This window comes from Amycolatopsis keratiniphila (assembly GCF_000400635.2).
GTDB lineage: Bacteria > Actinomycetota > Actinomycetes > Mycobacteriales > Pseudonocardiaceae > Amycolatopsis > Amycolatopsis keratiniphila.
In genome coordinates this window covers 8,927,026-8,948,591 of sequence record NC_021252.1, presented here as the reverse complement: position 1 = coordinate 8,948,591, position 21,566 = coordinate 8,927,026, and the positions used below count along the sequence as shown (strand labels likewise).

The 21,566-nt window shown below is 68.5% G+C and carries 22 protein-coding genes; 10 read left to right on the top strand and 12 right to left on the bottom strand.

Features of this window, described 5'->3' with window-relative positions; translation table 11 throughout:
- The first annotated feature begins 602 nt into the window (after positions 1-602).
- From rpmH to AORI_RS81600, 9 genes are all read left to right on the top strand, one after another.
- Positions 603-746 (top strand): 50S ribosomal protein L34, encoded by a 144-nt coding sequence (gene rpmH, locus AORI_RS81640; RefSeq protein ID WP_005154511.1) that lies wholly within the window; start codon positions 603-605, stop codon positions 744-746.
- Positions 747-769: 23 nt separating this feature from the next.
- Positions 770-1,153 (top strand): ribonuclease P protein component, encoded by a 384-nt coding sequence (gene rnpA / locus AORI_RS81635; RefSeq protein ID WP_037333978.1) that lies wholly within the window; start codon positions 770-772, stop codon positions 1,151-1,153.
- Positions 1,154-1,157: 4 nt separating this feature from the next.
- Positions 1,158-1,463: a membrane protein insertion efficiency factor YidD gene (yidD, locus tag AORI_RS81630; protein WP_016338357.1), complete on the top strand. Its 306-nt coding sequence runs from the start codon at positions 1,158-1,160 to the stop codon at positions 1,461-1,463.
- A gap of 4 nt (positions 1,464-1,467) precedes the next feature.
- Positions 1,468-2,571, top strand: coding sequence for a membrane protein insertase YidC (gene yidC, locus AORI_RS81625; RefSeq protein WP_016338356.1), 1,104 nt, complete (start codon positions 1,468-1,470; stop codon positions 2,569-2,571).
- A gap of 29 nt (positions 2,572-2,600) precedes the next feature.
- Positions 2,601-3,158, top strand: a complete 558-nt coding sequence (locus tag AORI_RS81620; RefSeq protein ID WP_007032243.1) for a Jag family protein — start codon at positions 2,601-2,603, stop codon at positions 3,156-3,158.
- Positions 3,159-3,369: 211 nt separating this feature from the next.
- Positions 3,370-4,047 (top strand): 16S rRNA (guanine(527)-N(7))-methyltransferase RsmG, encoded by a 678-nt coding sequence (gene rsmG / locus AORI_RS81615; protein ID WP_016338355.1) that lies wholly within the window; start codon positions 3,370-3,372, stop codon positions 4,045-4,047.
- A 64-nt stretch (positions 4,048-4,111) separates the two neighbouring features.
- Complete coding sequence (locus AORI_RS81610; protein ID WP_016338354.1) at positions 4,112-5,041, top strand: ParA family protein; 930 nt, start codon at positions 4,112-4,114, stop codon at positions 5,039-5,041.
- On the top strand, positions 5,038-6,054 hold the full coding sequence (locus AORI_RS81605; RefSeq protein ID WP_016338353.1) for a ParB/RepB/Spo0J family partition protein: 1,017 nt from the start codon (positions 5,038-5,040) through the stop codon (positions 6,052-6,054). Before AORI_RS81610 ends, AORI_RS81605 begins: the two co-directional genes overlap by 4 nt.
- A gap of 64 nt (positions 6,055-6,118) precedes the next feature.
- Complete coding sequence (locus AORI_RS81600) at positions 6,119-6,811, top strand: HAD family hydrolase (protein ID WP_338024036.1); 693 nt, start codon at positions 6,119-6,121, stop codon at positions 6,809-6,811.
- 137 nt (positions 6,812-6,948) lie between these two features.
- Here the strand turns inward: AORI_RS81600 and AORI_RS81595 are convergent, their stop codons facing one another.
- Together AORI_RS81595 and AORI_RS81590 are read right to left on the bottom strand one after the other, a co-directional pair.
- Positions 6,949-7,899 (bottom strand): D-alanine--D-alanine ligase family protein, encoded by a 951-nt coding sequence (locus tag AORI_RS81595; RefSeq protein WP_016338351.1) that lies wholly within the window; start codon positions 7,897-7,899, stop codon positions 6,949-6,951.
- 34 nt (positions 7,900-7,933) lie between these two features.
- Entirely contained in the window at positions 7,934-9,253 is a 1,320-nt protein-coding gene (locus AORI_RS81590; protein ID WP_043849273.1) for an aminotransferase-like domain-containing protein, read from the bottom strand.
- A gap of 194 nt (positions 9,254-9,447) precedes the next feature.
- Between AORI_RS81590 and AORI_RS81585 the strand changes: the two genes are divergently transcribed.
- Positions 9,448-10,092, top strand: a complete 645-nt coding sequence (locus tag AORI_RS81585; protein WP_007032251.1) for a GNAT family N-acetyltransferase — start codon at positions 9,448-9,450, stop codon at positions 10,090-10,092.
- 287 nt (positions 10,093-10,379) lie between these two features.
- On the opposite strand, the gene AORI_RS81580 is transcribed toward AORI_RS81585, so the two are convergent.
- The 10 genes from AORI_RS81580 to AORI_RS81535 all read right to left on the bottom strand — a co-directional run bounded on the left by AORI_RS81580 (position 10,380) and on the right by AORI_RS81535 (position 21,525).
- A complete protein-coding gene (locus tag AORI_RS81580) occupies positions 10,380-11,528 on the bottom strand; it encodes an N-acetylmuramoyl-L-alanine amidase (protein WP_007032252.1) in 1,149 nt (382 codons plus the stop codon).
- 251 nt (positions 11,529-11,779) lie between these two features.
- On the bottom strand, positions 11,780-12,103 hold the full coding sequence (gene trxA / locus AORI_RS81575) for a thioredoxin (protein ID WP_007032253.1): 324 nt from the start codon (positions 12,101-12,103) through the stop codon (positions 11,780-11,782).
- Between the two features lie 38 nt (positions 12,104-12,141).
- A complete protein-coding gene (gene trxB / locus AORI_RS81570) occupies positions 12,142-13,137 on the bottom strand; it encodes a thioredoxin-disulfide reductase (protein ID WP_016338348.1) in 996 nt (331 codons plus the stop codon).
- A 215-nt stretch (positions 13,138-13,352) separates the two neighbouring features.
- Positions 13,353-14,141: a hypothetical protein gene (locus AORI_RS81565; protein ID WP_016338347.1), complete on the bottom strand. Its 789-nt coding sequence runs from the start codon at positions 14,139-14,141 to the stop codon at positions 13,353-13,355.
- Positions 14,138-14,797, bottom strand: a complete 660-nt coding sequence (gene sigM, locus AORI_RS81560; protein WP_037333997.1) for an RNA polymerase sigma factor SigM — start codon at positions 14,795-14,797, stop codon at positions 14,138-14,140. The genes AORI_RS81565 and sigM overlap by 4 nt, the downstream gene beginning before the upstream one ends.
- A gap of 31 nt (positions 14,798-14,828) precedes the next feature.
- Positions 14,829-16,385 (bottom strand): protein kinase family protein, encoded by a 1,557-nt coding sequence (locus tag AORI_RS81555; RefSeq protein ID WP_016338345.1) that lies wholly within the window; start codon positions 16,383-16,385, stop codon positions 14,829-14,831.
- 120 nt (positions 16,386-16,505) lie between these two features.
- Positions 16,506-18,446 (bottom strand): murein biosynthesis integral membrane protein MurJ, encoded by a 1,941-nt coding sequence (gene murJ / locus AORI_RS81550; protein ID WP_016338344.1) that lies wholly within the window; start codon positions 18,444-18,446, stop codon positions 16,506-16,508.
- A gap of 83 nt (positions 18,447-18,529) precedes the next feature.
- Positions 18,530-18,763: a hypothetical protein gene (locus AORI_RS81545; protein WP_043848479.1), complete on the bottom strand. Its 234-nt coding sequence runs from the start codon at positions 18,761-18,763 to the stop codon at positions 18,530-18,532.
- Between the two features lie 99 nt (positions 18,764-18,862).
- Entirely contained in the window at positions 18,863-21,004 is a 2,142-nt protein-coding gene (locus AORI_RS81540; RefSeq protein ID WP_016338343.1) for a DUF6049 family protein, read from the bottom strand.
- On the bottom strand, positions 21,001-21,525 hold the full coding sequence (locus tag AORI_RS81535; protein WP_016338342.1) for an NUDIX hydrolase: 525 nt from the start codon (positions 21,523-21,525) through the stop codon (positions 21,001-21,003). The genes AORI_RS81540 and AORI_RS81535 overlap by 4 nt, the downstream gene beginning before the upstream one ends.
- Between the last annotated feature and the right edge of the window lie 41 nt (positions 21,526-21,566).

Here is a 21,566-nt window from a genome sequence, read left to right as displayed (position 1 = left end):
CTGCCTGACTCCCCTCCCCTCGTCGGTGCGCTGCGGCGAGATCACTCAGCGGCCCGAACGCCGGGTCGAGCGTCATCATGGCCCGGTCGGCTCGTGCGCACAGCAAATATCCACATAGTTGTCCACAGCTGTGCACTAATGTACGGCGGCCCGCGATGACGCCACCTGCGGGATCGTCGTATGCCGACGGGACGCCTCCACATCCCCAAGGACACCCGGGCGCCTGCACCGTTCCACCTCGGCGAAAACCCGGGAGGGGCACGCTAACAAGCCCCGCTCGTTGCCACAAGGCGTCCTCGCGCGCAAGCATTTCACGGTGTACGGCGTGTTGCCATTCGATGCCCTCGCGTCGCCGGTGATCACTCTCCACGTACGGTCGCGGTCCGTGGTCGAGGGGGTGCCTGCCGGGCCCGGGCGGTGGGTGCGTACCCTCGTAAGGTCTCCCGTATACAGCGGGGGCGTTTCGCGTGCCCACGTTGTCGTCGCTCGACGTGACGAGGCCACACGTTGGTAGGAGACACCAGAGACTGCCGTGCGTCAGCACGACACGCCAGGAACGGGTCGAACCGTTCCCGGCGGCCGAGAAACAGGAGAAGTTAGTCGTGAGCAAGGGTAAGCGCACCTTCCAGCCGAACAACCGCCGCCGCGCCCGGGTCCACGGATTCCGGCTGCGCATGCGGACCCGCGCCGGCCGGGCCATCCTGGCGGCTCGCCGTCGCAAGGGCCGCGGCGCGCTGTCCGCCTGATCCGGCCGTCGTCGAGGGACGTCGTGCTGCCGGCCGCCGCGAGGTTGCGGCGCAGTGAGGATTTCCGTGCCGTGATGCGGCGTGGGGCCAAGGCAGGCAGGCGCCGCCTCGTCGTCCATGCGTTGACCACGGACCCGCCCGATGCCGCCGAAGCGGCGCGGGCGGGTTTTGTGGTGAGCAAGGCCGTGGGCAATTCGGTGGTCCGCCACCGGGTCACCCGCCGGTTGAGGCATCTCGTTTCCGCCAGGATCGGAACACTGCCGCCGGGCAGCTCGTTGGTGATACGGGCACTACCTCCGGCCGCGGACGCGTCCAGCGCGGAACTCGGCTCGGATCTCGACGCGTCGTTGCGGCGTCTCGGGCTGTCCCGCCAGACGCGACCCCCCGACCACGGATCAGCGGTGTAACGGCATGCGAGCCACCGAGAACGAGACCACCGAAGACGCCCGCCCAGGCCCGGTGGCATGGGTGCTGCTCCTGCCCATCAAGCTGTATCGAAAGGCGATCTCGCCCTTCCTTCCTCCGGCGTGCCGGTTCTACCCGAGCTGTAGCGCGTACGCCGTCGAGGCACTGACCCGGCACGGCGCCGGCCGCGGCACCTATCTCGCGGTCCGGCGTCTGCTGCGCTGTGGCCCGTGGACCATGCCCGGCCGCGACCCGGTACCCGAGACGTTCTCGTGGCGCCATCGCCGACCTGAAACACCGATCGAGGAGTAGCTCAGTGCTCGACTTCATCTACTACCCTGTGTCCTTCATCTTGTGGTGTTGGCACAAGGTCTTCGGGTTCGTGTTCGGCGAGGCGAACGCGTTCTCCTGGGTCCTCGCGATCATCTTCCTCACGTTCACGGTCCGCGGCATCATGTTCAAGCCGTTCGTGAACCAGGTCCGGTCGATGAAGAAGATGCAGGACTTCGCGCCGGAAATGAAGAAGATCCAGAAGAAGTACGCGAACGACCGGCAGCGCCAGGCGATGGAGATGCAGAAGCTCCAGAAGGAGCACGGCGTCAACCCGCTGGGCAGCTGCCTGCCGATGCTGCTTCAGATCCCGGTCTTCATCGGTCTGAACCACGTCCTGCGGATGTTCACGATCAACCCGTACGGCGGGCCGAAGACCGAGAACTACTTCTTCGATCAGGCCGGCGTGGAGTCGTACGTCCACGCGAAGCTGTTCGGCACGAACCTCGGTGACGCCATCTACACCGGCGTCGACATGGTCAGCGGTGGCAACGCGGAGACCGGCTTCCACTGGGGCGTCGCCCCGGTCGCGATCCCGCTGATGATCGTCGCCAGCATCGCCACGCACCTCACCGCGCGTCACTCGGTCCAGCGCCAGAACCCCGAGTCGGCCACGCCGCAGACGGCGATGATGAACAAGCTGACGATGTACATCTTCCCGCTCGGTGTCCTCATCTTCGGTGCCCTCTTCCCGATCGGTCTGCTCATCTACTGGCTCGCCAACAACGGCTGGACCCTGATGCAGCAGCGTCTCGTCTACACGAAGATCGACAAGGAAGAAGAGGCCCGCAAGGCCGCCGAGAAGGAGAAGCGCTCCAACCTCGGCCCGAAGCCCGGCCAGAAGCCGACCGCGCCGCGCCCCGGTCAGAAGCCGGTCCAGCAGAAGAAGAACAAGCCGTCCTCCGGCGGTCAGGTCAAGAAGGCGGGCTCGCCGCACGGCTTCGCCCAGACCGGATCGTCCGCCGCGGAGAAGAAGGACGCCAACGACGCAACAGCCGAGTCGTCGACGAACGGCTCGAAGGAGAACGGTGCGGACGTGCCCGGTCTCATCTCGGACTCGACTAAGAAATCGGGCCGGAAGCGTCGCTGACGCCGACCGGGCCGGAGAGGAGACCAGTAATGGCGGAGACGATCGACACGATCGACGCCGAGGAGAACAGCGCGGCCGAGGTTGAGGGCGCCGCTGAAGAGACCGCTCGCAAGGGAGGTGTCGACGACGACGTCCTCGTTAAGGAGGGCGACATCGCCGGTGACTACCTCGAGCGGCTGCTTGACCTTTTGGACTATGACGGCGACATCGACCTCGATGTCGAAGCGGGCCGCGCGATCGTCAGCATCGACGGCGGCGAGGACCTGGAGAAGCTCGTCGGTCCTCGCGGCACCGTCCTCGAGGCGCTGCAGGAGCTGACCCGGCTGGCGGTGCAGCAGGAGACCGGTTCGCGGAGCCGGCTGATGCTGGACATCGCGGGCTGGCGCGCGGACCGCCGCGAGGAGCTCCGCGAGCTCGGTCGCTCGACCGCCGAGACGGTCGTCTCGTCCGGCGAGCGCGTCCGGCTTCAGCCGATGAGCCCGTTCGAGCGGAAGGTCGTGCACGACGCGGTCGCCGCCGTCGACGGCGTCAAGAGCGAGAGTGAAGGAGAGGACCCGAAGCGCCGGGTCGTCATCTTCCCCGCCTGACGGTTACTCGAACGAAGCGGCCCGCCGGTCATCCGGCGGGCCGCTTCTTTATGTCCGGGGTGAGTTACACGCGTGGCGTTTCACGTGAAACGCGGAAAGCCGAGTGGAGTTGTCCACAACTTCGGACTGTCTCCCCGCTTTGCGGTCGGCGTCATGGACAATCAGTGGAGCGCGTTTCACGTGAAACGGCGTCGAGGGTTGAGGAGCGAGAGTGGGCTTGGACGGGGTCGCCGCATCGGTACGGAATGCGGCGTCGGAAGTATTCGGAGACCGCGTCGAGCAAGCCGCCGGCTACGTCGAACTCCTGGAACGGCATGGCGTCGAGCGCGGGCTCATCGGCCCCCGTGAGGTCGACCGGTTGTGGGAGCGGCACGTCCTCAACTCCGCCGTGATCGGTGAGCGGATCCCCGATGGCGCCCGTGTGGTCGACGTCGGCTCGGGTGCGGGGCTGCCGGGTGTACCGCTCGCGATCAGCCGACCGGACCTCGATATCGTTCTGCTCGAACCGATGGCTCGCCGGGTCGACTGGCTGGCCGAGGTTGCCGAGAAGCTGGAACTCCCCATCACCGTTGTCCGCGGGCGCGCGGAAGAGCGGCAGGTACGTGAGGAGCTCGGTGGCGCGGATGTCGTCACCGCCCGGGCGGTCGCTCCCTTGGCCCGGCTCGCGAACTGGTGCCTCCCGCTCGTGCGTTCCCAAGGCGCTCTGGTCGCCCTCAAAGGAGCGAGCGCTGGAGAGGAAATCGAACGCGATCGCGCCGACGTCCGGAAGGCCGGCGGCGGCGAACCGGAAGTCTTCGAGTGCGGCACCAAGGTGCTCGAGGTTCCGAGCACGGTCGTCGTGATCCACCGTCTGCCCCCGAAACCGTCTCGATCGCGCAGGCGTAGCTAGACCGGTTCCACGTGAAACAACGCAGAACGACTCTCACGTCCACTACAGAGGAGGCTCGAGACCGGTGACTCCCCCGCCGTCCGACCCTGCGAGCGCCGGCCAGGAACTCGGCTGGACGCCCATCGCCGAAGAAGCCGTCCGTGCCGCCAGCGTGCTGCACCCCAAGGAGGGTGCGCTCCCCCGGCCGAACCGCCGGCGAGTGCTGACGGTCGCCAACCAGAAGGGCGGCGTCGGCAAGACGACGAGCACGGTGAACCTCGCCGCCGCCCTCGCCGTCCATGGGCTCAAGACGCTCGTGATCGACCTGGACCCCCAGGGCAACGCGAGCACCGCGCTCGACATCGACCACCGATCCGGCACGCCGTCGATCTACGAGGTGCTGATCGGCGAGGTGTCGCTGGCCGAGGCGGCGGCGCAGAGCGAGCAGTCGCCCAACCTCTACTGCGTGCCCGCGACCATCGACCTCGCCGGTGCCGAGATCGAACTCGTCTCCATGGCGTCCCGCGAGATGCGGCTCAAGGAGGCGCTCTCGTCCGAGATTCTCGACGAGATCGGCGTCGACTACGTCTTCATCGACTGCCCGCCGTCGCTCGGTCTGCTGACCGTCAACGCGATGGTCGCCGCGCAGGAGGTGCTGATCCCGATTCAGTGCGAGTACTACGCGCTCGAAGGTCTGGGGCAGCTGCTGAGCAACATCGAGCTCGTTCAGGCGCACCTGAACCGCGAACTCAGCGTCTCCACGATTCTGCTCACCATGTACGACGGCCGGACGAAGCTGGCCGATCAGGTGACGAACGAGGTCCGAAACCACTTCGGGGACACTGTCCTCAAGACGGTGATCCCGCGCAGTGTGAAGGTCTCCGAAGCGCCCGGATACGGGCAGACCGTCCTCGCGTACGACCCGGGTTCGCGGGGCGCGATGAGCTACGTGGACGCGGCGAAGGAGATCGCCCAGCGCGGAGTGGAGATGAAGGAAAGGAGCGGTACGGCATGAGCGAGCGCAGAGGGGGGCTCGGGCGCGGGCTCGCCGCCCTGATCCCCACCGGTCCGCCGCCGGGTTCCGCGGCTCCGGCCGAGAACGGCTCCCCCGTCCCCGCCGCTCCCCCGAGCAAGCCCGCGGGGCCGGAGGACAAGGGCTGGTTCGCGGCCAACGGCGCGGCCGGTTCGCACGGCGGAACGGTCTCCGGCGCGGTCTACCGCGAGGTGCCGGTCAGCCAGATCAAGCCGAACCCGAAGCAGCCGCGGCAGGTCTTCGACGAGGACGCGCTCAACGAGCTGGAGCACTCGATCCGCGAGTTCGGGCTCATGCAGCCCATCGTGGTCCGCGAGCTCGGCAACGACGAGTACGAGCTCGTCATGGGCGAGCGGCGGCTGCGTGCCTCGCAGCTGGCGGAGCTGGAGGCGATCCCGGCGATCGTCCGCCAGACCGCCGACGAGGCGATGCTGCGCGACGCGCTGCTGGAGAACATCCACCGCGTTCAGCTCAACCCGCTCGAAGAGGCGGCCGCGTATCAGCAACTGCTCGACGAATTCGCGGTCACGCACGAGGAGCTGGCGAGCCGGATCGGGCGCAGCCGCCCGGTCATCACGAACACGATCCGCTTGCTCAAACTCCCCCTCGCGGTCCAGCGGCGGGTCGCGGCCGGGGTGCTTTCGGCGGGCCACGCGCGGGCGCTGCTGTCTCTCGAGGACGCCGACAGTCAGGAAGAGCTCGCCGCGCGGATCGTCGCGGAGGGCATGTCGGTCCGCGCGACCGAGGAAGCCGTCACGCTCAAAAAGAGCGAAAAGCCGGCCAAGCCGAAGCCCGCTCCCCGTAAGCCGATCCAGGCGCCCGGTCTCCAAGAACTGGCGAATCGCCTTTCGGACCGGTTCGACACGCGCGTGAAGGTCGACTTGGGTCGTCGCAAGGGGCGGATCACGCTCGAATTCGGCTCGGTTGACGATCTTGAACGCATCGTGGCGCTCATGGATCAAAATCAGGCAAATCAGACACCGGAAACCGATTAGGGATCACCCCGGGTCGTTTTGTCACGGTGACGATAGCTGAGTGCTGATGATTCGGTGACGCTGAGTGCTTGAACTGGGGGCAAGTGTGAAGGGGCTCTTCGGCGGTCGAAATCCGCGCGCGGTCGTCTTCGACTGCGACGGATTGCTCATGGACACCGAGCCGTGTTGGTCCGTCGCCGAGACCGAACTGTTCGCTCGGCGCGGGCTCCCCTTCGGCGCGGACGAGAAGGCGTTGGTGATCGGCAAGTCGCTCCCGGCCGCCGCCGACGCGATGGCGGAGGCGTTCGGTGAACCGGACGCCGGCGCCGAGATCGCGGACGAGTTGCTGAGGTTGGTGACCGAGGTCGTCACCGCGAAGGCGGAGGCGATGCCCGGCGCGCGTGAGTTGGTCGAACTGACCGCCGCCGCCGTACCGGTCGCCGTCGCGAGCAACTCGCCCCGAGCTCTGCTGGACGCCGCACTCGCTCGCGGCGGCCTCGCGGGAATGTTTCCCGTGAAACTGGCCGCCGACGAGGTGACCGCGCCGAAGCCGGATCCGGAGATGTACTCGACCGCTTGTGCCCTCCTGAACGTGGAGCCTTCTGACGCGCTGGCGTTCGAGGACTCCATGACCGGCCTCCGATCGGCGCGAGCGGCCGGCGTGCCGGTCATCGGGGTGCCCACGTTGAAGCACCAGGACTTCCCCGCCGATGTCGTGATCGGCTCCCTGCGCGACGAAGAGCTGTTGTCGTGGGTGCGCGGATGGTCCGGGCGATGACCGGCCTCCCCTTCCTCCGCTTCCAGAGTCCGACCCGCGATGAACGAGGGAACTTCACCGGGGAGATCGTCGTCGTGGCCCGGCGATAGAAAAAGGGACTCGCCCACGCTGGGCAAGTCCCCTTCCGCGAATCCGATTCAGCTCTTGCGGGAAATCGCCCGCCCGACGAGGTCGGCGAAGACCGAGCCGAGGGTGGAGCCGGCCGCCTCGATCGCCACCGGCACGATCGACGTCTCGGTGAGACCCGGCGAGGGGTTCACCGCGAGGAAGTGGACCGTGCCGTCTTCGGTGATCACCGCGTCGGTGCGTGAGATGTCGCGCAGACCGAGTTGCCGGTGCACGGCGACGGCCAGCTCGCCGACCGCCTTGGCGGCGTCGTCGGGGATCCGCGCGGGGGTGAAGAAATCGGTCAGCCCGGCGGTGTAGCGGGCGGTGTAGTCGTACACGCCGCTCTCAGGCACGATTTCGACCGCCGGCAGGGCTTCAGGTCCCTCTTCGCCTTCGATGACCGTGACGGCCACCTCGACGCCGGAAACGAACTTCTCGGCGAGGACGGTGTCGCCGTAAGCGAAGCAGCCGACCATCGCGCCGGGCATTTCCGCGACGTCCTTGACCACCTGGGCGCCCAGCGCCGACCCGCCCTGGTCGGGCTTCAGGATCATGGGCAGGCCCAGCGTGTCGACCATCGAGTCCAGCACGGCTTGCGCGCCGAGCTCGCGGAAGGTGCTGTGCGGCAGGACCACCCAGTCCGGCGTGGTGAAGCCCGCGTCGGCGACGAGCGCCTTGGCCGTCGGCTTGTCCCACGCGCGACGGCAGCCCCGCGAACTGGTGCCCACGTAAGGCACGTCGAGCATCTCCAGGATCGTCTGCACCGCGCCGTTCTCCCCTTCACCACCGTGAAGGGCGACGATGGCCGCGTCGGGCCGCTGGGTGCGAAGACGTTCGAGCAGACCCGCGTCGGTGTCCCATTCCTCGACGACGAGGCCTTCCGCCCGCAACGCGACCGAGAGCCGGCGCCCGGAGCGGAGAGAGACGTCGCGTTCGTGGGAAAGGCCGCCTGCGAGTACGGCAACGGTGCGGTCGACCACCGAGACTCCTTTGTGCTTGGGGACGTCCGGTCGATCAGACCGTGTCCGGAGAGGGGTTCTGCGGCCCCGAAATCGAGCGTGGGCTCGCGTTACCGAAGGTACGCGCCAAGTCCATTTCGGACTCGAGCACCGCGGCGAGCCGCCGGACGCCTTCGCGGATCCGTTCGGGCGTCGGGTAGCAGTAGGAAAGACGAAGCTGTCTGCTGCCGAAACCGTCGGCGTAGAAACCGGTTCCGGAGGCGTACGCGACCCGGGCCGTGACGGCCCTCGGCAGCATCGCCTTCGTGTCCACGCCTTCGGGGACGGTCATCCAGACGTAGAAACCGCCATCGGGTTTGGTCCAGCTGCAACCGGCGGGCATGTGCTGTTCGAGTGCGGACAGGATCGCGTCCCGGCGCTCCCGGTAGTTTTCGCGGAAGGTCTTGATCTGACCCATCCAGTCGTGAGTCGAGAGGTATCGCGACACGATCAACTGGTTAAGCGTAGGCGGACAAAGTGTCGCGGACTCGGCCGCGAGCACGAGCTTCTCCCGCACGGCGTGGGGTGCGAGCACCCAGCCGACCCGCAGGCCCGAGGCGAACGTCTTCGAGAAAGAGCCCAGGTACACGACGTTGTCGGGGTCGATCGAGCGGAGCGCCGGGTACGTCTGACCGCTGAAGCCGAGCAGACCGTACGGGTTGTCCTCGACGATGAGGATGTCGTTCTCGCGGCAGATCTCGACGATCTCCGCGCGCCGCTCGACGGCCAGCGTGACGCCGCCGGGGTTGTGGAAGTTCGGGATCGTGTAGAGGAACTTGACCCGGCGGCCCGCTTTCCGCGTCTCCGCGAGCGCGGCGCGCAGCCCCTCGGGGACCAGGCCGTGGTCGTCCATCGCGACGTGGACGACGTCCGCCTGGTACGCGGCGAAGGAGCCGAGCGCGCCGACGTACGACGGGCCCTCGGCGATGATGACGTCGCCCGGATCGCAGAACAGCCGGGTGACCATGTCGAGCCCCATCTGGGAGCCGACCGTCACGACGACGTCGTCCGGGTGGGCCTTGATGCCTTCAAGGGCCATGATTTCGCAGATCTGCTCGCGCAGGGCGGGAACACCGTGCGCGGAGCCGTACTGGAGCGCGACCAGGCCGTCCTCGGCGATGAGCTCGCCGACCTGTGCGGACAGGGTGTCCAGCGGGAGCGCTGCGAGGTTCGGCATCCCGCCGGCGAGCGATACCACTTCGGGGCGGCTGGCCACCGCGAACAACGCCCTGATCTCGGAAGCAGTCATCCCGGCCGTACGCGCGGCGTAACGGTCGAGGTGAGGGTCGAGGTTGTGTCGGCCGGGCTCCGGCCGGACAGGGCGATTCTCGGTCATCAGGCGCTTCACCCGGCTTCGAAGTGGACATAGTCGCTACCGACTGGTAGTTCCATCGAGTGTAACCACCCTCCCTCTAGGGGCCCTGGCCTTCCGGTGTTCATCACATCGGCCTATCCTCGGGTTGGACCCCTTCGGTAAGCCCTGCTCGGGACAAGGCTGCGTCGGGTGTCGTCATTCAGGGAGGTTTGTCTGTGTCGCGTCGCGTCGTGGGCGTAACCCTGGACAACCTCGAGCACCTGCCCAAGAGCTGCCGCCGCTGCGTGTACTGGGAGCTGGCGCCGCATATGAAGGCGCAGGCCGAGGAATACGGCGCGACCGAGGTCGAAAAGGAAGCCTGGGTCTCCAGTGTGCTGCTGGAGTGGGGTTCCTGCGGCCGGATCGTCTACAGCGACACCTTGCCCGTCGGTTTCGTGCTCTACGCGCCGCCGAACGCCGTGCCGCGCTCGCTGGCCTTCCCGACTTCGCCTCCCGGCCCGGACGCGGTCCTGCTGACCGCCTTCCAGGTGCTTCCCGAATTCCAGGGTGGCGGACTCGGCCGGATGCTGGTGCAGGCCGTCGCGAAGGATCTGACCAAACGCGGTGTCCGCGCGATCGAAGCGTTCGGGGACGCCAAGCCCGACGAGACCGATCCGGACGGCGGGCACAGCTGTGTGCTGCCCGCCGCGTTCCTGCAGAGCGTCGGGTTCAAGACCGTGCGGCCGCATCCGCGGTGGCCGCGGCTGCGACTGGAACTGCGGTCGGCGATTTCGTGGAAGGAAGACGTGGAGGCGGCCCTTGAGCGGCTGCTCGGCCAGGTCTCCATCACGACGGCCGAGCCGAGCCTGGGCCGCGCCTGACCTTCTCCGCCGGCGCCATTTAGCAGAGTTTTCGAGCGCGCGCAGCAGCCATCCCCCGGCCTGGGGACAGCTGTGGGTAACCCGCCGAGTTATCCACAGATCGCTGATAGGAGCGGTGGAAAATCTGTGGATGGGTAGGCTGGACCTGGGGACGCCCCCCGGGAAGGGCGGGGGCTGCGCGCCGGGTGGATCTAGGGGTGGCGTGCTCGGCCGAGGGAGCACACAACCGGTTGTGCCGAGGGCTTCGGCAGAGGGATGTGCGCCCGCGTGCGGGTGTGGAGGACTGGCTACTCCGCTTTGGCGAGTTCGTGGGCCAGGACGTCCGCGAAGGTGAACGTGCCGGTCGGCTGGTCCCCTTCGCCGAGCAGATACAGCCGCTTCACGGCGACCAGGATGCCTTCGGCGACGACGTCGCGGAAAGCCGGGTCCGCCAGTTTGCGGCTGTCCTCCGGGTTGGTCAGATAGCCGATCTCGATCCGCACCGCCGGGCAGCGGGTGCGGGTGAAGATCTCCCAGGTCTTGTAGTGCGTGCGGCAGTCGAGCATGCCGGTGCGGGCGGCCAGCTCACGCTGGATGAAGCCCGCCAGCAGCTCGCCGACCGTCGACGTGGTGCCGTTGCCGGTACCGAAGTGGAAGCTCGCGACCCCCTGCGCCTTGGGCGAGGGGTTCTTGTCGTTGTGCAGCGAAAGGAACAGGTCGGCGCCCGCCTCGTTCGCGAACTTCGCCCGGTCGCCTTCGCTCGGGCTCTGGTTCGGGCCGCGCGAGATCAGCGCCTCCATGCCGGTCGCCTGCATCCGGCCTTCGAGCCGCCGCGCCAGGTCCCAGGCGATGTCCGCCTCACGCAGGCCGCCGGCGACGACGCCGAGGTCCTCGCCGCCGTGGCCCGGGTCGATCACGATGCGCTTGCCGCGCAGCCGGGGGCCCGCCTGCCGCACCTGCTCCTGCTCACGCAGGAAAACGGGGCGGCCGCCGCGGGCACGCGGCGAGGAGAGCCGGTGCAGCTCACGGATGGTGGCCGGGCCGCACATACCGTCGGCGACCAGGCGCATGTCGCGCTGGAAGGTCTTGAGCGCGCGTTCGGTCTGCGGGCCGAAATGCCCGTCCGGGCGGCCGGCGTCGAAACCGAGCTCGGTCAGCCGCTCCTGGAGCGCGAAGACGTCGTCACCCTGCATGGGGGCGGAGAACATGTAGGTCAGCGGACGGCTTCCCAGATGGAAGCCCGCGCCGCGAAGCGCCTGATAGGTCGCCGGGCCCACCAGGCCGTCTGTGATGAGCCCACGGCGCTGCTGGAACGCTCGAACGGCATGTTCCATTGCCGTGTCGAAGACCTCGTACTCCCCGGATTCGGTCACCGGCGGGAGCAGCTCCATCGCCGCCAGCGTGGACCTGATCTCGGCGACGTCCGGTCCGGCGTCACCGCGGCGGAGTACCCGCATGCACTCCTCGCTCTTCCCTTTGGGGCACCGATCGAGCTCGATGCACGACTATGAAAACCCTGCGGGGCGAACCCCGGTGCTCTATTGTGCCCTGTGAACTCTCGGTGAGCGCGGAGGCCCGGTCGGTGCGTCAAGTCGCCGTTCGTGGAACTCGTCCAGGCGTTCCCGTAACAGGGAGTTTTACCCATTCCGGCGAACGACGAAACCCGGAGCCTGGGCAGGCCCCGGGTTTCGGCAGGTGAAACGCGAGATCAGAGGACGTCGGCGAGGTCCGAGAGCAACGCGGCCTTCGGCTTGGCGCCGACGATCTGCTTCACCGGCTTGCCGCCCTGGAACAGGATCAGCGTCGGGATCGACATCACCTGGTAGTCACGCGCAGTGTTCGGGTTCGCATCGATGTCGAGCTTCGCGATGGTCAGCTTCTCGCCGTTCTCCGCCGCGATCTCCTCGAGCACCGGGGCGACCATCTTGCACGGGCCGCACCAGGTCGCCCAGAAGTCGACCAGGACGGGCTTCTCGCTCGTCAGCACGTCGTCGACGAACGTCTTGTCGGTCACCGTCACGGTGTTGGCCATGGTGTCTCCTTCGGGGTGGTGAACGGGCTGGGAAAAAGTCAGTCGGTGGTGGCGCCGTAGCCGCCGCCGACCAGCTCGGGCGTCTCCTGGGCGGCCTCGACCCCGGCGTGCTCCGCCAGCCATCGTTCTGCATCGATGGCGGCCGCGCAGCCCGAGCCCGCGGCGGTGATCGCCTGCCGGTACGTGCGGTCGACCAGGTCGCCGGCCGCGAAGACGCCGGGGAGGTTCGTGTACGAGGTCCGGCCCTGGGTGAGCACGTAGCCGTCCTCGTCGAGGTCCACCTGACCGCGCACCAGTTCGCTGCGCGGGTCGTGCCCGATCGCCACGAAGAACCCGGTCACGTCCAGCTTGGACTCCTCGCCGGTCACCGTGTCCTTGAGCGTCAGGCCCTCGACCTTGCCGTCGCCCTCGACCGCGGTGATCTGCTTGTTGAGCGCCCACTTGATCTTCTCGTTCTCGCGGGCGCGCTCCAGCATGATCTTGGAGGCGCGGAACTCCTCGCGGCGGTGGACGATCGTGACGGACTTGGCGAACTTCGTCAGGAAGGTCGCCTCCTCCATCGCGGAGTCGCCGCCGCCCGCGACCACGATGTCGTGGTCGCGGAAGAAGAAGCCGTCGCAGGTGGCGCAGGCCGAAACACCGCGGCCGAGCAGCTCCTGCTCGCCGGGCACGTTCAGATAGCGGGCGGCGGCGCCCATCGAGAGCACGACCGCGCGGGCCGCGTAGCGCTTGCCGTTCGCGACGACGTACTTGACGTCACCGGTCAGCTCGACGGACTCGACGTCCTCCTGGCGCAGGTCGGCGCCGAAACGCTTCGCCTGCTCACGCATCTCTTCCATGAGGTCGGGACCCTGGATGCCTTCGCGGAAGCCGGGGAAGTTCTCGACCTCCGTCGTCGTCATCAGCGCACCGCCGAACTGAGTGCCCTCGAACACCAGCGGTTCGAGCTGCGCTCGTGCCGCGTAGACAGCGGCGGTGTATCCCGCAGGACCCGATCCCACAATGATCAGGTTCCTGATCTCCTCGGCAGCCACCCGTGACCTCCGCTCGTAGTGACCTGTTCACCAGGCTCAACACGATCGTAAGGGCCGGTGTTCCCGTGGTGACCGGCGCTACTTTCTCCCGCCTTGCGCCACGGCGGAGATCTGACCTCTAGCGCCGCTAGGAAAACTAGCGTGGTAGCAAAGGTCCCCCGCTCCCCCGGAAATGGGGCTGGTGGGGAGCGGGGGACCAATGAGGTTTCGGCTGGTTACTTCGCTCCGATGATTTTGTCGAAGAGGACCGACGGGTTGCCCGGGCCGCAGTCGGCACCGAAGGCGACGATACGGAACTGGGCGAGTTTGCCTGTGGTATAGATCACCATCACGCCGTCCTTGCCCGCCACGTTCACCGGCCGGATGCCCTCCGGCCGCACGTCGGCGTCCATGCCGGCAGCGGCAACGCAGGCGTCTAGGCGCTCTTCGGTCTTCAGCGAGCCGAAGTCGCGGACGCCGATCGCCTTGCCGACGAGGGCTTCGGCCCCTCCGCCGTCTCCGCCGACCGAAGGGCCGGAAGGAGCCGAAGGCGCGGGCTGGGCGATTCCGCCCGAATCCGGCTCCCGGGTGGTCGGGACGACGATCGCCACGGCGGCGATGGCCGCCGCGGCCACCGTCGCTATCCCGGCGCCCCAGCCGATCCGTTTGTTCCGCCGCCGCCGTGCGGCCGCGAGGTCCACCACCGGGGCGACCTGCTCCTGCCGCCTTTCAGGTGCGCCTTGAAACGCAGGCGTCGCCCGCATTTCGGCGGCCAGTGCGGCGTCGATCCGTGCCGCGTACTCGGCAGGCATCGGAGCGACCGGCTCGTTCGCGAGTTCCGCGAGGTCGGCCGTGGTCGCTTCCAGTGCTTCGATGATCGCCAGTGCTTCGGGGTCGGCGTTCACCAACGGCCAGAGTTCGGCCGCCTCACGCTCGTCCAGCACACCTGCGTGCAGGTCGGCGAGCACATCGACAGACCACGGCGGACCGACGGTCCCACCGATCCCCCTGCTCTCGTCTGTCATCGTCCCTCCCCGTCACCCGGCGTGCCCTGAGGACGCCTGGCACCCCGTTGCGGGGTAGCGCGCTCTCGTTTGCTTTCGTGAGTTGGGACGTTCGCAATAGCATCGGGGTTCCGTAGATGTCCGAGAACCTTCGCGAGCTTTCCGCGACCTCGGGCACACCGGCTCTTGACCGTGCCCTCGGCGATGCCGAGCATCTTCGCCGTCTCGGCGACGGAGTATCCCTCGACGTCGACCAACACGATCGGGGCACGTTGCTCTTCGGGGAGCTGGTCGAGGGCTTCCTTGACGACCAGGCTCGTCTCGCGCTCGGACATCGAGTCGCGCGGCGAGGCGGGCTCGTTGAACTGCCCGGTCTCGGGCAGCGGGACGGTCGGTCTGGCCTTGCCCCGCCGGATGCGGTCGAGGCACGCGTTCACGACGATACGGTGCAACCACGTCGTGACCTGCGATTCCGCTCTGAAGTTGCCCGCTGCTCGGAACGCGGAGATGAAGGCGTCCTGCAGGGCGTCCGCGGCTTCTTCCGGATCCCGCAAGGTGCGCAGGGCCACCGCCCACATGCGGTCTCGATGTCGCTGGACCAGTTCACTGAACGCGTGCGGATCCCCAGCGGCATGCGCCGCTATGAGATCCGCGTCCGTGGGAGCTGCAGCTGTCACCCGGGAGAGCCTACTGACCCGGTGTCTGACGTCACCCCGCAGGCAGGAAGGTCAGCTCTTTGAGTTCGGTGACGAACTTTCCTCCGTCATCTTCACCCAGCTGAGTGATCCAGATGATGAAGTACTGACCCTGCTGGGGCTGCTGCAAAGCGATGGTCGACTCGCCCGCCGCGAGGTCCCCGCTCCCGACGACCTTCGTCTCGTCGAGTTTCGGGTTCTTCTTGTCGGCGGAGCGGATCTCGACCTTCGAACCGGCGCTCGCCGCGTCGATCTTGACCTGGCTGAGGTTGATCGGGTCCTTGAAGGTCACGACCAGCCCGACGCCGTCTTTGAGCACGGGGAACTGCTTGTCGTACTGGTCGGTCTTCCACGAAGTGACCGAGTCGCCGTCGGTGGCGTTCCTGGCCTTGCCGGGGCTGTCGCCCTTGCTGCCCGGGTTGTAGACGGCCACGGCCGACGGCTTCACCGCGGCGCCCACGGCGGGTGCCGGCGGCTTCTGCGCGGGCGGCGGCTGTTCGCCCGGGGGCGGCGCGACCTGTGAGGACGACGCGGCGACGTTGATCTTCGGGCCGCTCGACTTCGATTCGCCCTGGAACAGGTTGATCAGCATCATCCCGCCCCAGGCGAGGATGACCACGGTCGCGACGACCAGCACGGTCACGCCGAACGCCAGCTTCTTGCGCCGCGCGACGTCCTTGACCGGCTTCTTCGTCGTCCAGACCGTGCCGTCCGATTCGGCGACGGCCTCTTCCTCGCCGACGGCCTTGATCAGCTGGGTGCGTTCTTCGGCTTCGGCGACCTGGTCCAGCACGCGCAGGATCGCCGCGCTGGTGCGGATGCCGCCGTGGCCGCCGTCCTCGATGGTGCGGACGGCGAGCGAGGACAGCTCGACGGGCACCGTCGGGACCAGCGAACGCGGCGGGATGACGCGGCCGGTGGGCGCGTGCGGCGCCGCCGGGATCGCGGCCGGACCGCCGGGAAGTGCCCAACGGCCGGTCAGCAGCAGGTACAGGACGGCGCCGAGGGCTTTGACGTCGTCACGAAGGGTCGCTTCGGGCAACGGGCCCGGGAAGGCGAGCTTCAGCGCGCCGTCCGGGGTGAGCCGCAGACGCTGCGGGTGGTCGAGGCCGAGGACGAGACCGTTCTGGTGGGCGTGGTCGACGGCTTCCGCCAGCGCTTGCACCATCCGGGCCGCCGCGGCCGGCGCCACCGGGCGCTGCGCCACGAGGTCGACCAGGTCGCTGCCCTTGGTCCATTCCGCCACGACGACACCGAGCAGACCTTCGCTCGAGGTGACGCCGCTGCCGAGACTGAGCACGTCGAGGACGCGCGCGACCCCGCCGTGGCCGAACTTCGAGGCGTGCGCCGCACGCTCCAGCGTCCGGCGCGCGAGCCGGGCGGCTTCCGCGTCCGCGGGGTCGCCGACCAGCAGCGTCAGCGCGACATCCCGCTTCAGCTGCCCGTCGCGGGCGCGCCAAAGATGCGCGGCCGCCCGCTCGTCCACCCCGAACTGTGCGAGCAGGCGATACCGGCCGTCACCGACGACCCGGCCAGGGGCCAGCGACCCGCCTTGGGCCCGGATGCCCACCTGGCTCGCCTCCCCTGCCTGTTCGCTCCGTCTCGTATCCACCGCACTCTCCCGCGTAGCTCCCGCCCCGAGGGTACCCAGAATACGACCCGTGAACGCGCGCCATCCGTACGTGAATCGTTATCCGCGCTTGATCAACCGGGTGATCCTCGCCGTGGCGGGCTTCAATTCCTCGACCTTCAAGGCGATGAGCACGCCGAACGACACCGCGATCCCGACCACCGTCTGCAGGAGAAGTTTCACCCAGGCATGGAAAGTAGGCCCGAACGAGTCAGGCACGATCTGTCCGGCGAGCCACGCCGCGCCGACCCCGAGCACACTCGCGACGACCGTGAAGAGGATCACCCCGAGCACTCGCTTGCTCCGGAGGTTTCCGAGGGTCACCCACAGCCAAACCTGGCCGAGGATCGCGCCGACGACGAAGGTGAGGCCGTTGACCATCATCACGCCGAGCACGATGTTGTCCGGCGAGAGCAGCGCCGGGCACAGGTACAGCAGCGGCACCTTGACCACGGTCATCACGATCATGATCAGCACCGGCGTCCGTGCGTCCTTCATCGCGTAGAACACCCGCATCTGGAGCATGACCAGCGCGTACGGCAGCAGCGCGAACGCGGAGATGGCCAGCGCCTCGCCCATGCGCGAGGCGTCCTCGACGGTGCCCTTGCCCAGGGTGAACAGGGCGATACCGACCGAACCGCCCACCACGGTCATCACCGCGGAGATCGGCACGAGCATCACCGTCGAGATCCGCGACGCGTAGGAGAGGTCGCCGATCAGCTTCTTGTGGTCGCCGTCGGCGGCCGCGCGGCTCATCCGCGGCATGATCGCGGTCAGCAGCGACACCCCGATGACGCCGTACGGCAGCTGGAAGAGCAGCCACGCGTTGCTGTACGCGGTCACACCGCCCTGCGAACCGCTGGTCAGCACGCGGGTGGTGATCGTGTAGCCGACCTGGCTGACCGCGACGTAGCCGACGGTCCACAGCGCGAGCCCGCCGAACTCCTTCATGCGCTTGTCGATGCCCCAGCGCCATTTGAACTTGAACCCGGACCGCAGCAGCGGCGGGATCAGCAGCACCGACTGCGCCACGATGCCCGAGGTCACGCCGATGCCCAGGGTCAGCAGCTTCGGGTCGGTGATCGACACCGGATCGGTGGAGATGTTCCCGGGCATGATCCACACGACGAGGATCGTGAAGATCACGACGAGGTTGTTGATCACCGGCGCCCACGCCGTCGGGCCGAAGATGTTCTTCGCGTTCAGCACCGCCGAGAGCAGCGCGAACACGCCGTAGAAGAAGATCTGCGGCAGCAGCAGGTACGCGAACGCGGTGACCAGCTCGGGGTTCGCCTGGCCCTTGTCGTCGACGTAGAGCTTGGTGATCAGCGGTGCCGCGAACACGGCGATCGTCGTCCCGACGACGAGCAGCGTGCCCGCCACGGTGACCAGCCGCTGGGTATAGGCCTCGCCGCCGTCCTTGTCGTCCTGCGACCGCACGAGCAGCGGGACCACCAGGCTGGACAGCACACCGCCCATCAGCAGTTCGAAGATGATGTTCGGCATGGTGTTGGCGACGTTGAACGAGTCGTTCTCCACCTGGGCGCCGATGGCCGCCACCAGCAGCAGCTTCCACGCGAAGCCGGTGATGCGGCTGATGAGCGAAGCGATCGCCATCCGGCCGCTCGACTTCGCGATCGACGGCGCCTTCGCCGGGGCGGCGACATCTTGTTCGCCGGTGTCCCCTGGACGCGGTTTGACCAGCGGCGCGTCCTTGATCGCCGGCATGACCTGCGTCGCGAGCTGGTCGTACGGGCGGAGGACGTCGGGGTCGGCGACCGGCCAGCGCGAGCCCATCGGGACGCCGGGGGTGCGCGGGATGAACCGCGTCGCGTCGGCTTCGTCGCGCCGGTCGACCTGCCACGGGCGGACCGGTGGCGGCTGGCGGCGCCCGCGATGCGGCGGGGGCGGTGTCTGGTTGAGGGCCTGAGGAGCCGTCGGACGGCGCGGTGCCTGGTTCTGCGACGGCTGCGGCAGCGGGGGTCCCTGCGGAGGCGGCACCGGCTGACGACGGGTAGGAGGAGGCGGCGTCCCCTGCCCAGGGGGCATTTTCCGCGGTGGCGGCGGAGGGTTCTGGGGCGGCCTCAGCCGTCGCGTTTCGTCGTCGGGACGACCGGCCACCCGCTGGCGGCGGCCGTCCGGCGGGGGCTGCTGGGGAGGCGGCGGCACGGCCCGCCGCGGCCGCTCACCGCGTTCGGGCGGAGGCTGCTGCGGGGGCGGCTGGCGACGCTCCGGACGGCGTGGCTGCCCTTCGGTGCGACGGGGCGGCGGCGGAGTACCTTCGCGCCGGGGACGGCCTGCACGCTCGGGCGGTACACCCGGCTCTCTTTCCAACGTGCGCCCAATCCTCGGTGCTCGACTACGTGATGCCCGGCGGCATCGTTCGACCCAGGGTAATCGGGAACGGCCGGAAACACTTAAACCTGTGCGTCCTCGGTCACACGTGGGGCGGTTTCGTTCGTCCGATCGGCCCGCGAGTCCTTGATCCTCCGGTAGATCCGCCGGGACGACAGGAGCAGCAGCGCACCCGCCGCGGTGATGGTGATGATGATGGTGATCGCGCCGTACTCCGTGGAGGTCAGCTCGAACCGCGCGTCGGAACCGAGCGGGGTGCCGTCGGGCGTGGTCAGCGCCACGTCGACGCTGAACCGGCCGGCTCGCAGCGCCTCGACCGGCAGCAGCTGGTTGATGGCGCCGTTCGCCGGGACGGTGCGCTCCGGGACCGCTTCGGTGGGGCGCAGGCCCACGTTGTTCTTGAGCACGGTGCGGACGTTGATGCCGACCGGAAGGCCGTTGGTGATGTACGCGGGCAGGGGTGACGCGCCGGAGGCCAGCGCGATCGTCTGCTTCGGCCGCTCCACGGTGACCTGACTGCGGATCGCTTCGAGGTCGCCGCGCGCGTTGCCGGTGACGATGGAGGCGTCCGCGCCACGCCACGAGGTCGACGCGGCCCGGATGAGGGCGAACCGGACCGGGGCGATCACGTCGGCCGGATTCACTCGTTTGGTGGCATCCATCGTCATCGCCGACGACAGGCCCAGCGTCTCGTTGTCGATCTGCGACATCTTCGCGGTGACCTCACCGCTGGTCGCGACCGTCAGATCCTGCGGGTCGTAGTTGACCGACGCCGTCCCGGACGGGCTGTCGCCGAGCAGTTCGGGCAACGGCGCCGCCTTGATCAGGCCGGCGGTGTAGAAGTCGCCCATCCGCTCCAGGAACGTGGTGAGTTCCATGCCGGTCGCGGCCCAGTGCCGCGGCGGCGCGATCAGCAGCCGCGAGCGCGCCGGTCCCTCGGGCTGCCCGCCGAGGCCCGCCCGGAAGGCGATGGCGCCGAGCCCGTTCTGCGTGGAGCCCGAGCCGTTCAGCGCGGACGAGATCAGCGCGTCGATCGGCTGAGCGCGCAGATCCGTGCCCTCGATCGACACCCCGCCCGAAAGCGGCGAGCCGGACTGGAGCTTGCCCGAATCGGTCAGCACGGTCTTGACGCCGGCTTTGCCGATCGCTTCGACGGTCTGCGAGTCGAGGGAGCCGCCGGGCCAGAGCACGCCGTCCTGCGGCTGGATGCCGAGCAGGTTCTTGATCGTCCCGGCACCGCCCAGCGCGCTCGCCATGAGCGCGGTGTCGGTGGCGTCGCCCGCGCGGACCTTCGTCAGCGCGGTGAGATCGGCGTCGGCGAACGGGAGGGTGACCACGCACCGGCCCGCGACCAGCGCCTTCAGCCTGCCGAGCCAGTTCTTCGCGGTCTCGACGCCCTTGCCGGGGGCGCCTCCCGCGACCTGGTAGCCGCGGCTCATCCCGTCGACGGTCGCGACCAGGTCGGGGTCGATCGCCAGGCACAACGACGACGAGACCTTCGTGTCGGCCTCGGCCGCTCGCGCCGCCTCGACCAGCGAGTCGAGCCGTCCGCCGGCGGCCAGTTCACCGGCGAGCCGCTCGTCCGCCAGGGTCAGCGGGCCGCCGAGCGGGGACGAGACGACGTGCACGGTGCTGTTCGCGATCGGCCACAGCAGGCTCGTGGACGGCGCCGACGTGGGCCGCGCCGCGGGAGCCTTGCCGGGGAGGCCGAGCACCGGCATCAGCAGGGTGACCGCCGCCAGCCGTTCGGGGCCGCCGAAATCCGGGGTGCCGTTGACGTTGACCAGCAGCGGGTACACGCCGGGCTTCGGGAACTGCAGCTTCGACGACTGGCCGAGCGGGACGGAGAGGTTCAGCGCGGCGCTCTGCCCCGGCTCCAGTTCTTCCGGTTCGAGGTCGACGAACTCGGTCGCCGCGAGATCCTTGAACTTGTCACCGGCGAGGACGTCGCCGATCTGCTGTTCGTTCTGCAGCCTGGTGCCCAGTTGCAGCCGGACGCCCAGTTTGCTGATCCGCCGGTCGCCGATGTTCGTGACGCGGCCGCTCACCGTGAGCGAAGCCGAGGTCGTGGTGATCACGCGGGGGTTCGGCTGGTCGAGGTCCACGCGCAGCCGGGGCTGTTCCTGTGCCTGCGCGACCGCGACGGGCGAGGCGGCCAGGGCCAGGAACAGGATCGACAGGACAGTGGCGGCAAGCCGCTTCACTCAGGTGCTCCCTCGGCGGTGTGCTGTTGCTGCGCGAAGAGTTCTTTGGCCTTCCGGACCAGCTTGCGCTCGTCGGAGTAGGCGAGTTTGGTCTCCAGGTCGGCGAGCGGCACCCAGGCGACCTCGGTCACCTCGACATCCTCGTCCGAAAGTTCGCCGCCGGTGGATTCCAGGATGAAATGGTGCACCGTCTTGTGCACGCGCCGTCGCTCGGCCACGAACCAGTAGTCGATGGTGCCGAGGGGCTGCAGGACGCGCGCCGAGATGCCGGTCTCCTCCTTCACCTCGCGCACCGCCGTCTGCGCATGCGTCTCACCGTCCTCGATGTGGCCCTTGGGCAGCGACCACAGCAGTCTGCCGTGCCGGTCGAGCCGCCCGATCAGCGCGGCGTTCGCCCGTTCGGCGTCGACGACGAGTCCGCCGGCCGAGGTTTCGTCGACCGTGGTCAGCCGCCGCCCCCGCCTGCGCCTCCGCCGGCGGCCCGGCTTCGAAGCGCCGGAGCGGCCGGCTGATCCAGACATGCTGCGATGCTAGAGCAAACGGCGGTACGGGTACGCTGGCT

Bases quoted from the DNA above. Each gene is read 5' to 3' on its own strand.
- yidD (WP_016338357.1), top strand. From the start codon at position 1,158: ATGCGAGCCACCGAGAACGAGACCACCGAAGACGCCCGCCCAGGCCCG.
- AORI_RS81620 (WP_007032243.1), top strand. From the start codon at position 2,601: ATGGCGGAGACGATCGACACGATCGACGCCGAGGAGAACAGCGCGGCC.
- AORI_RS81605 (WP_016338353.1), top strand. From the start codon at position 5,038: ATGAGCGAGCGCAGAGGGGGGCTCGGGCGCGGGCTCGCCGCCCTGATC.
- AORI_RS81590 (WP_043849273.1), bottom strand. From the start codon at position 9,253: ATGACCGAGAATCGCCCTGTCCGGCCGGAGCCCGGCCGACACAACCTC.
- AORI_RS81580 (WP_007032252.1), bottom strand. From the start codon at position 11,528: ATGCGGGTACTCCGCCGCGGTGACGCCGGACCGGACGTCGCCGAGATC.
- trxA (WP_007032253.1), bottom strand. From the start codon at position 12,103: ATGGCCAACACCGTGACGGTGACCGACAAGACGTTCGTCGACGACGTG.
- AORI_RS81565 (WP_016338347.1), bottom strand. From the start codon at position 14,141: ATGACAGACGAGAGCAGGGGGATCGGTGGGACCGTCGGTCCGCCGTGG.
- AORI_RS81535 (WP_016338342.1), bottom strand. From the start codon at position 21,525: ATGTCTGGATCAGCCGGCCGCTCCGGCGCTTCGAAGCCGGGCCGCCGG.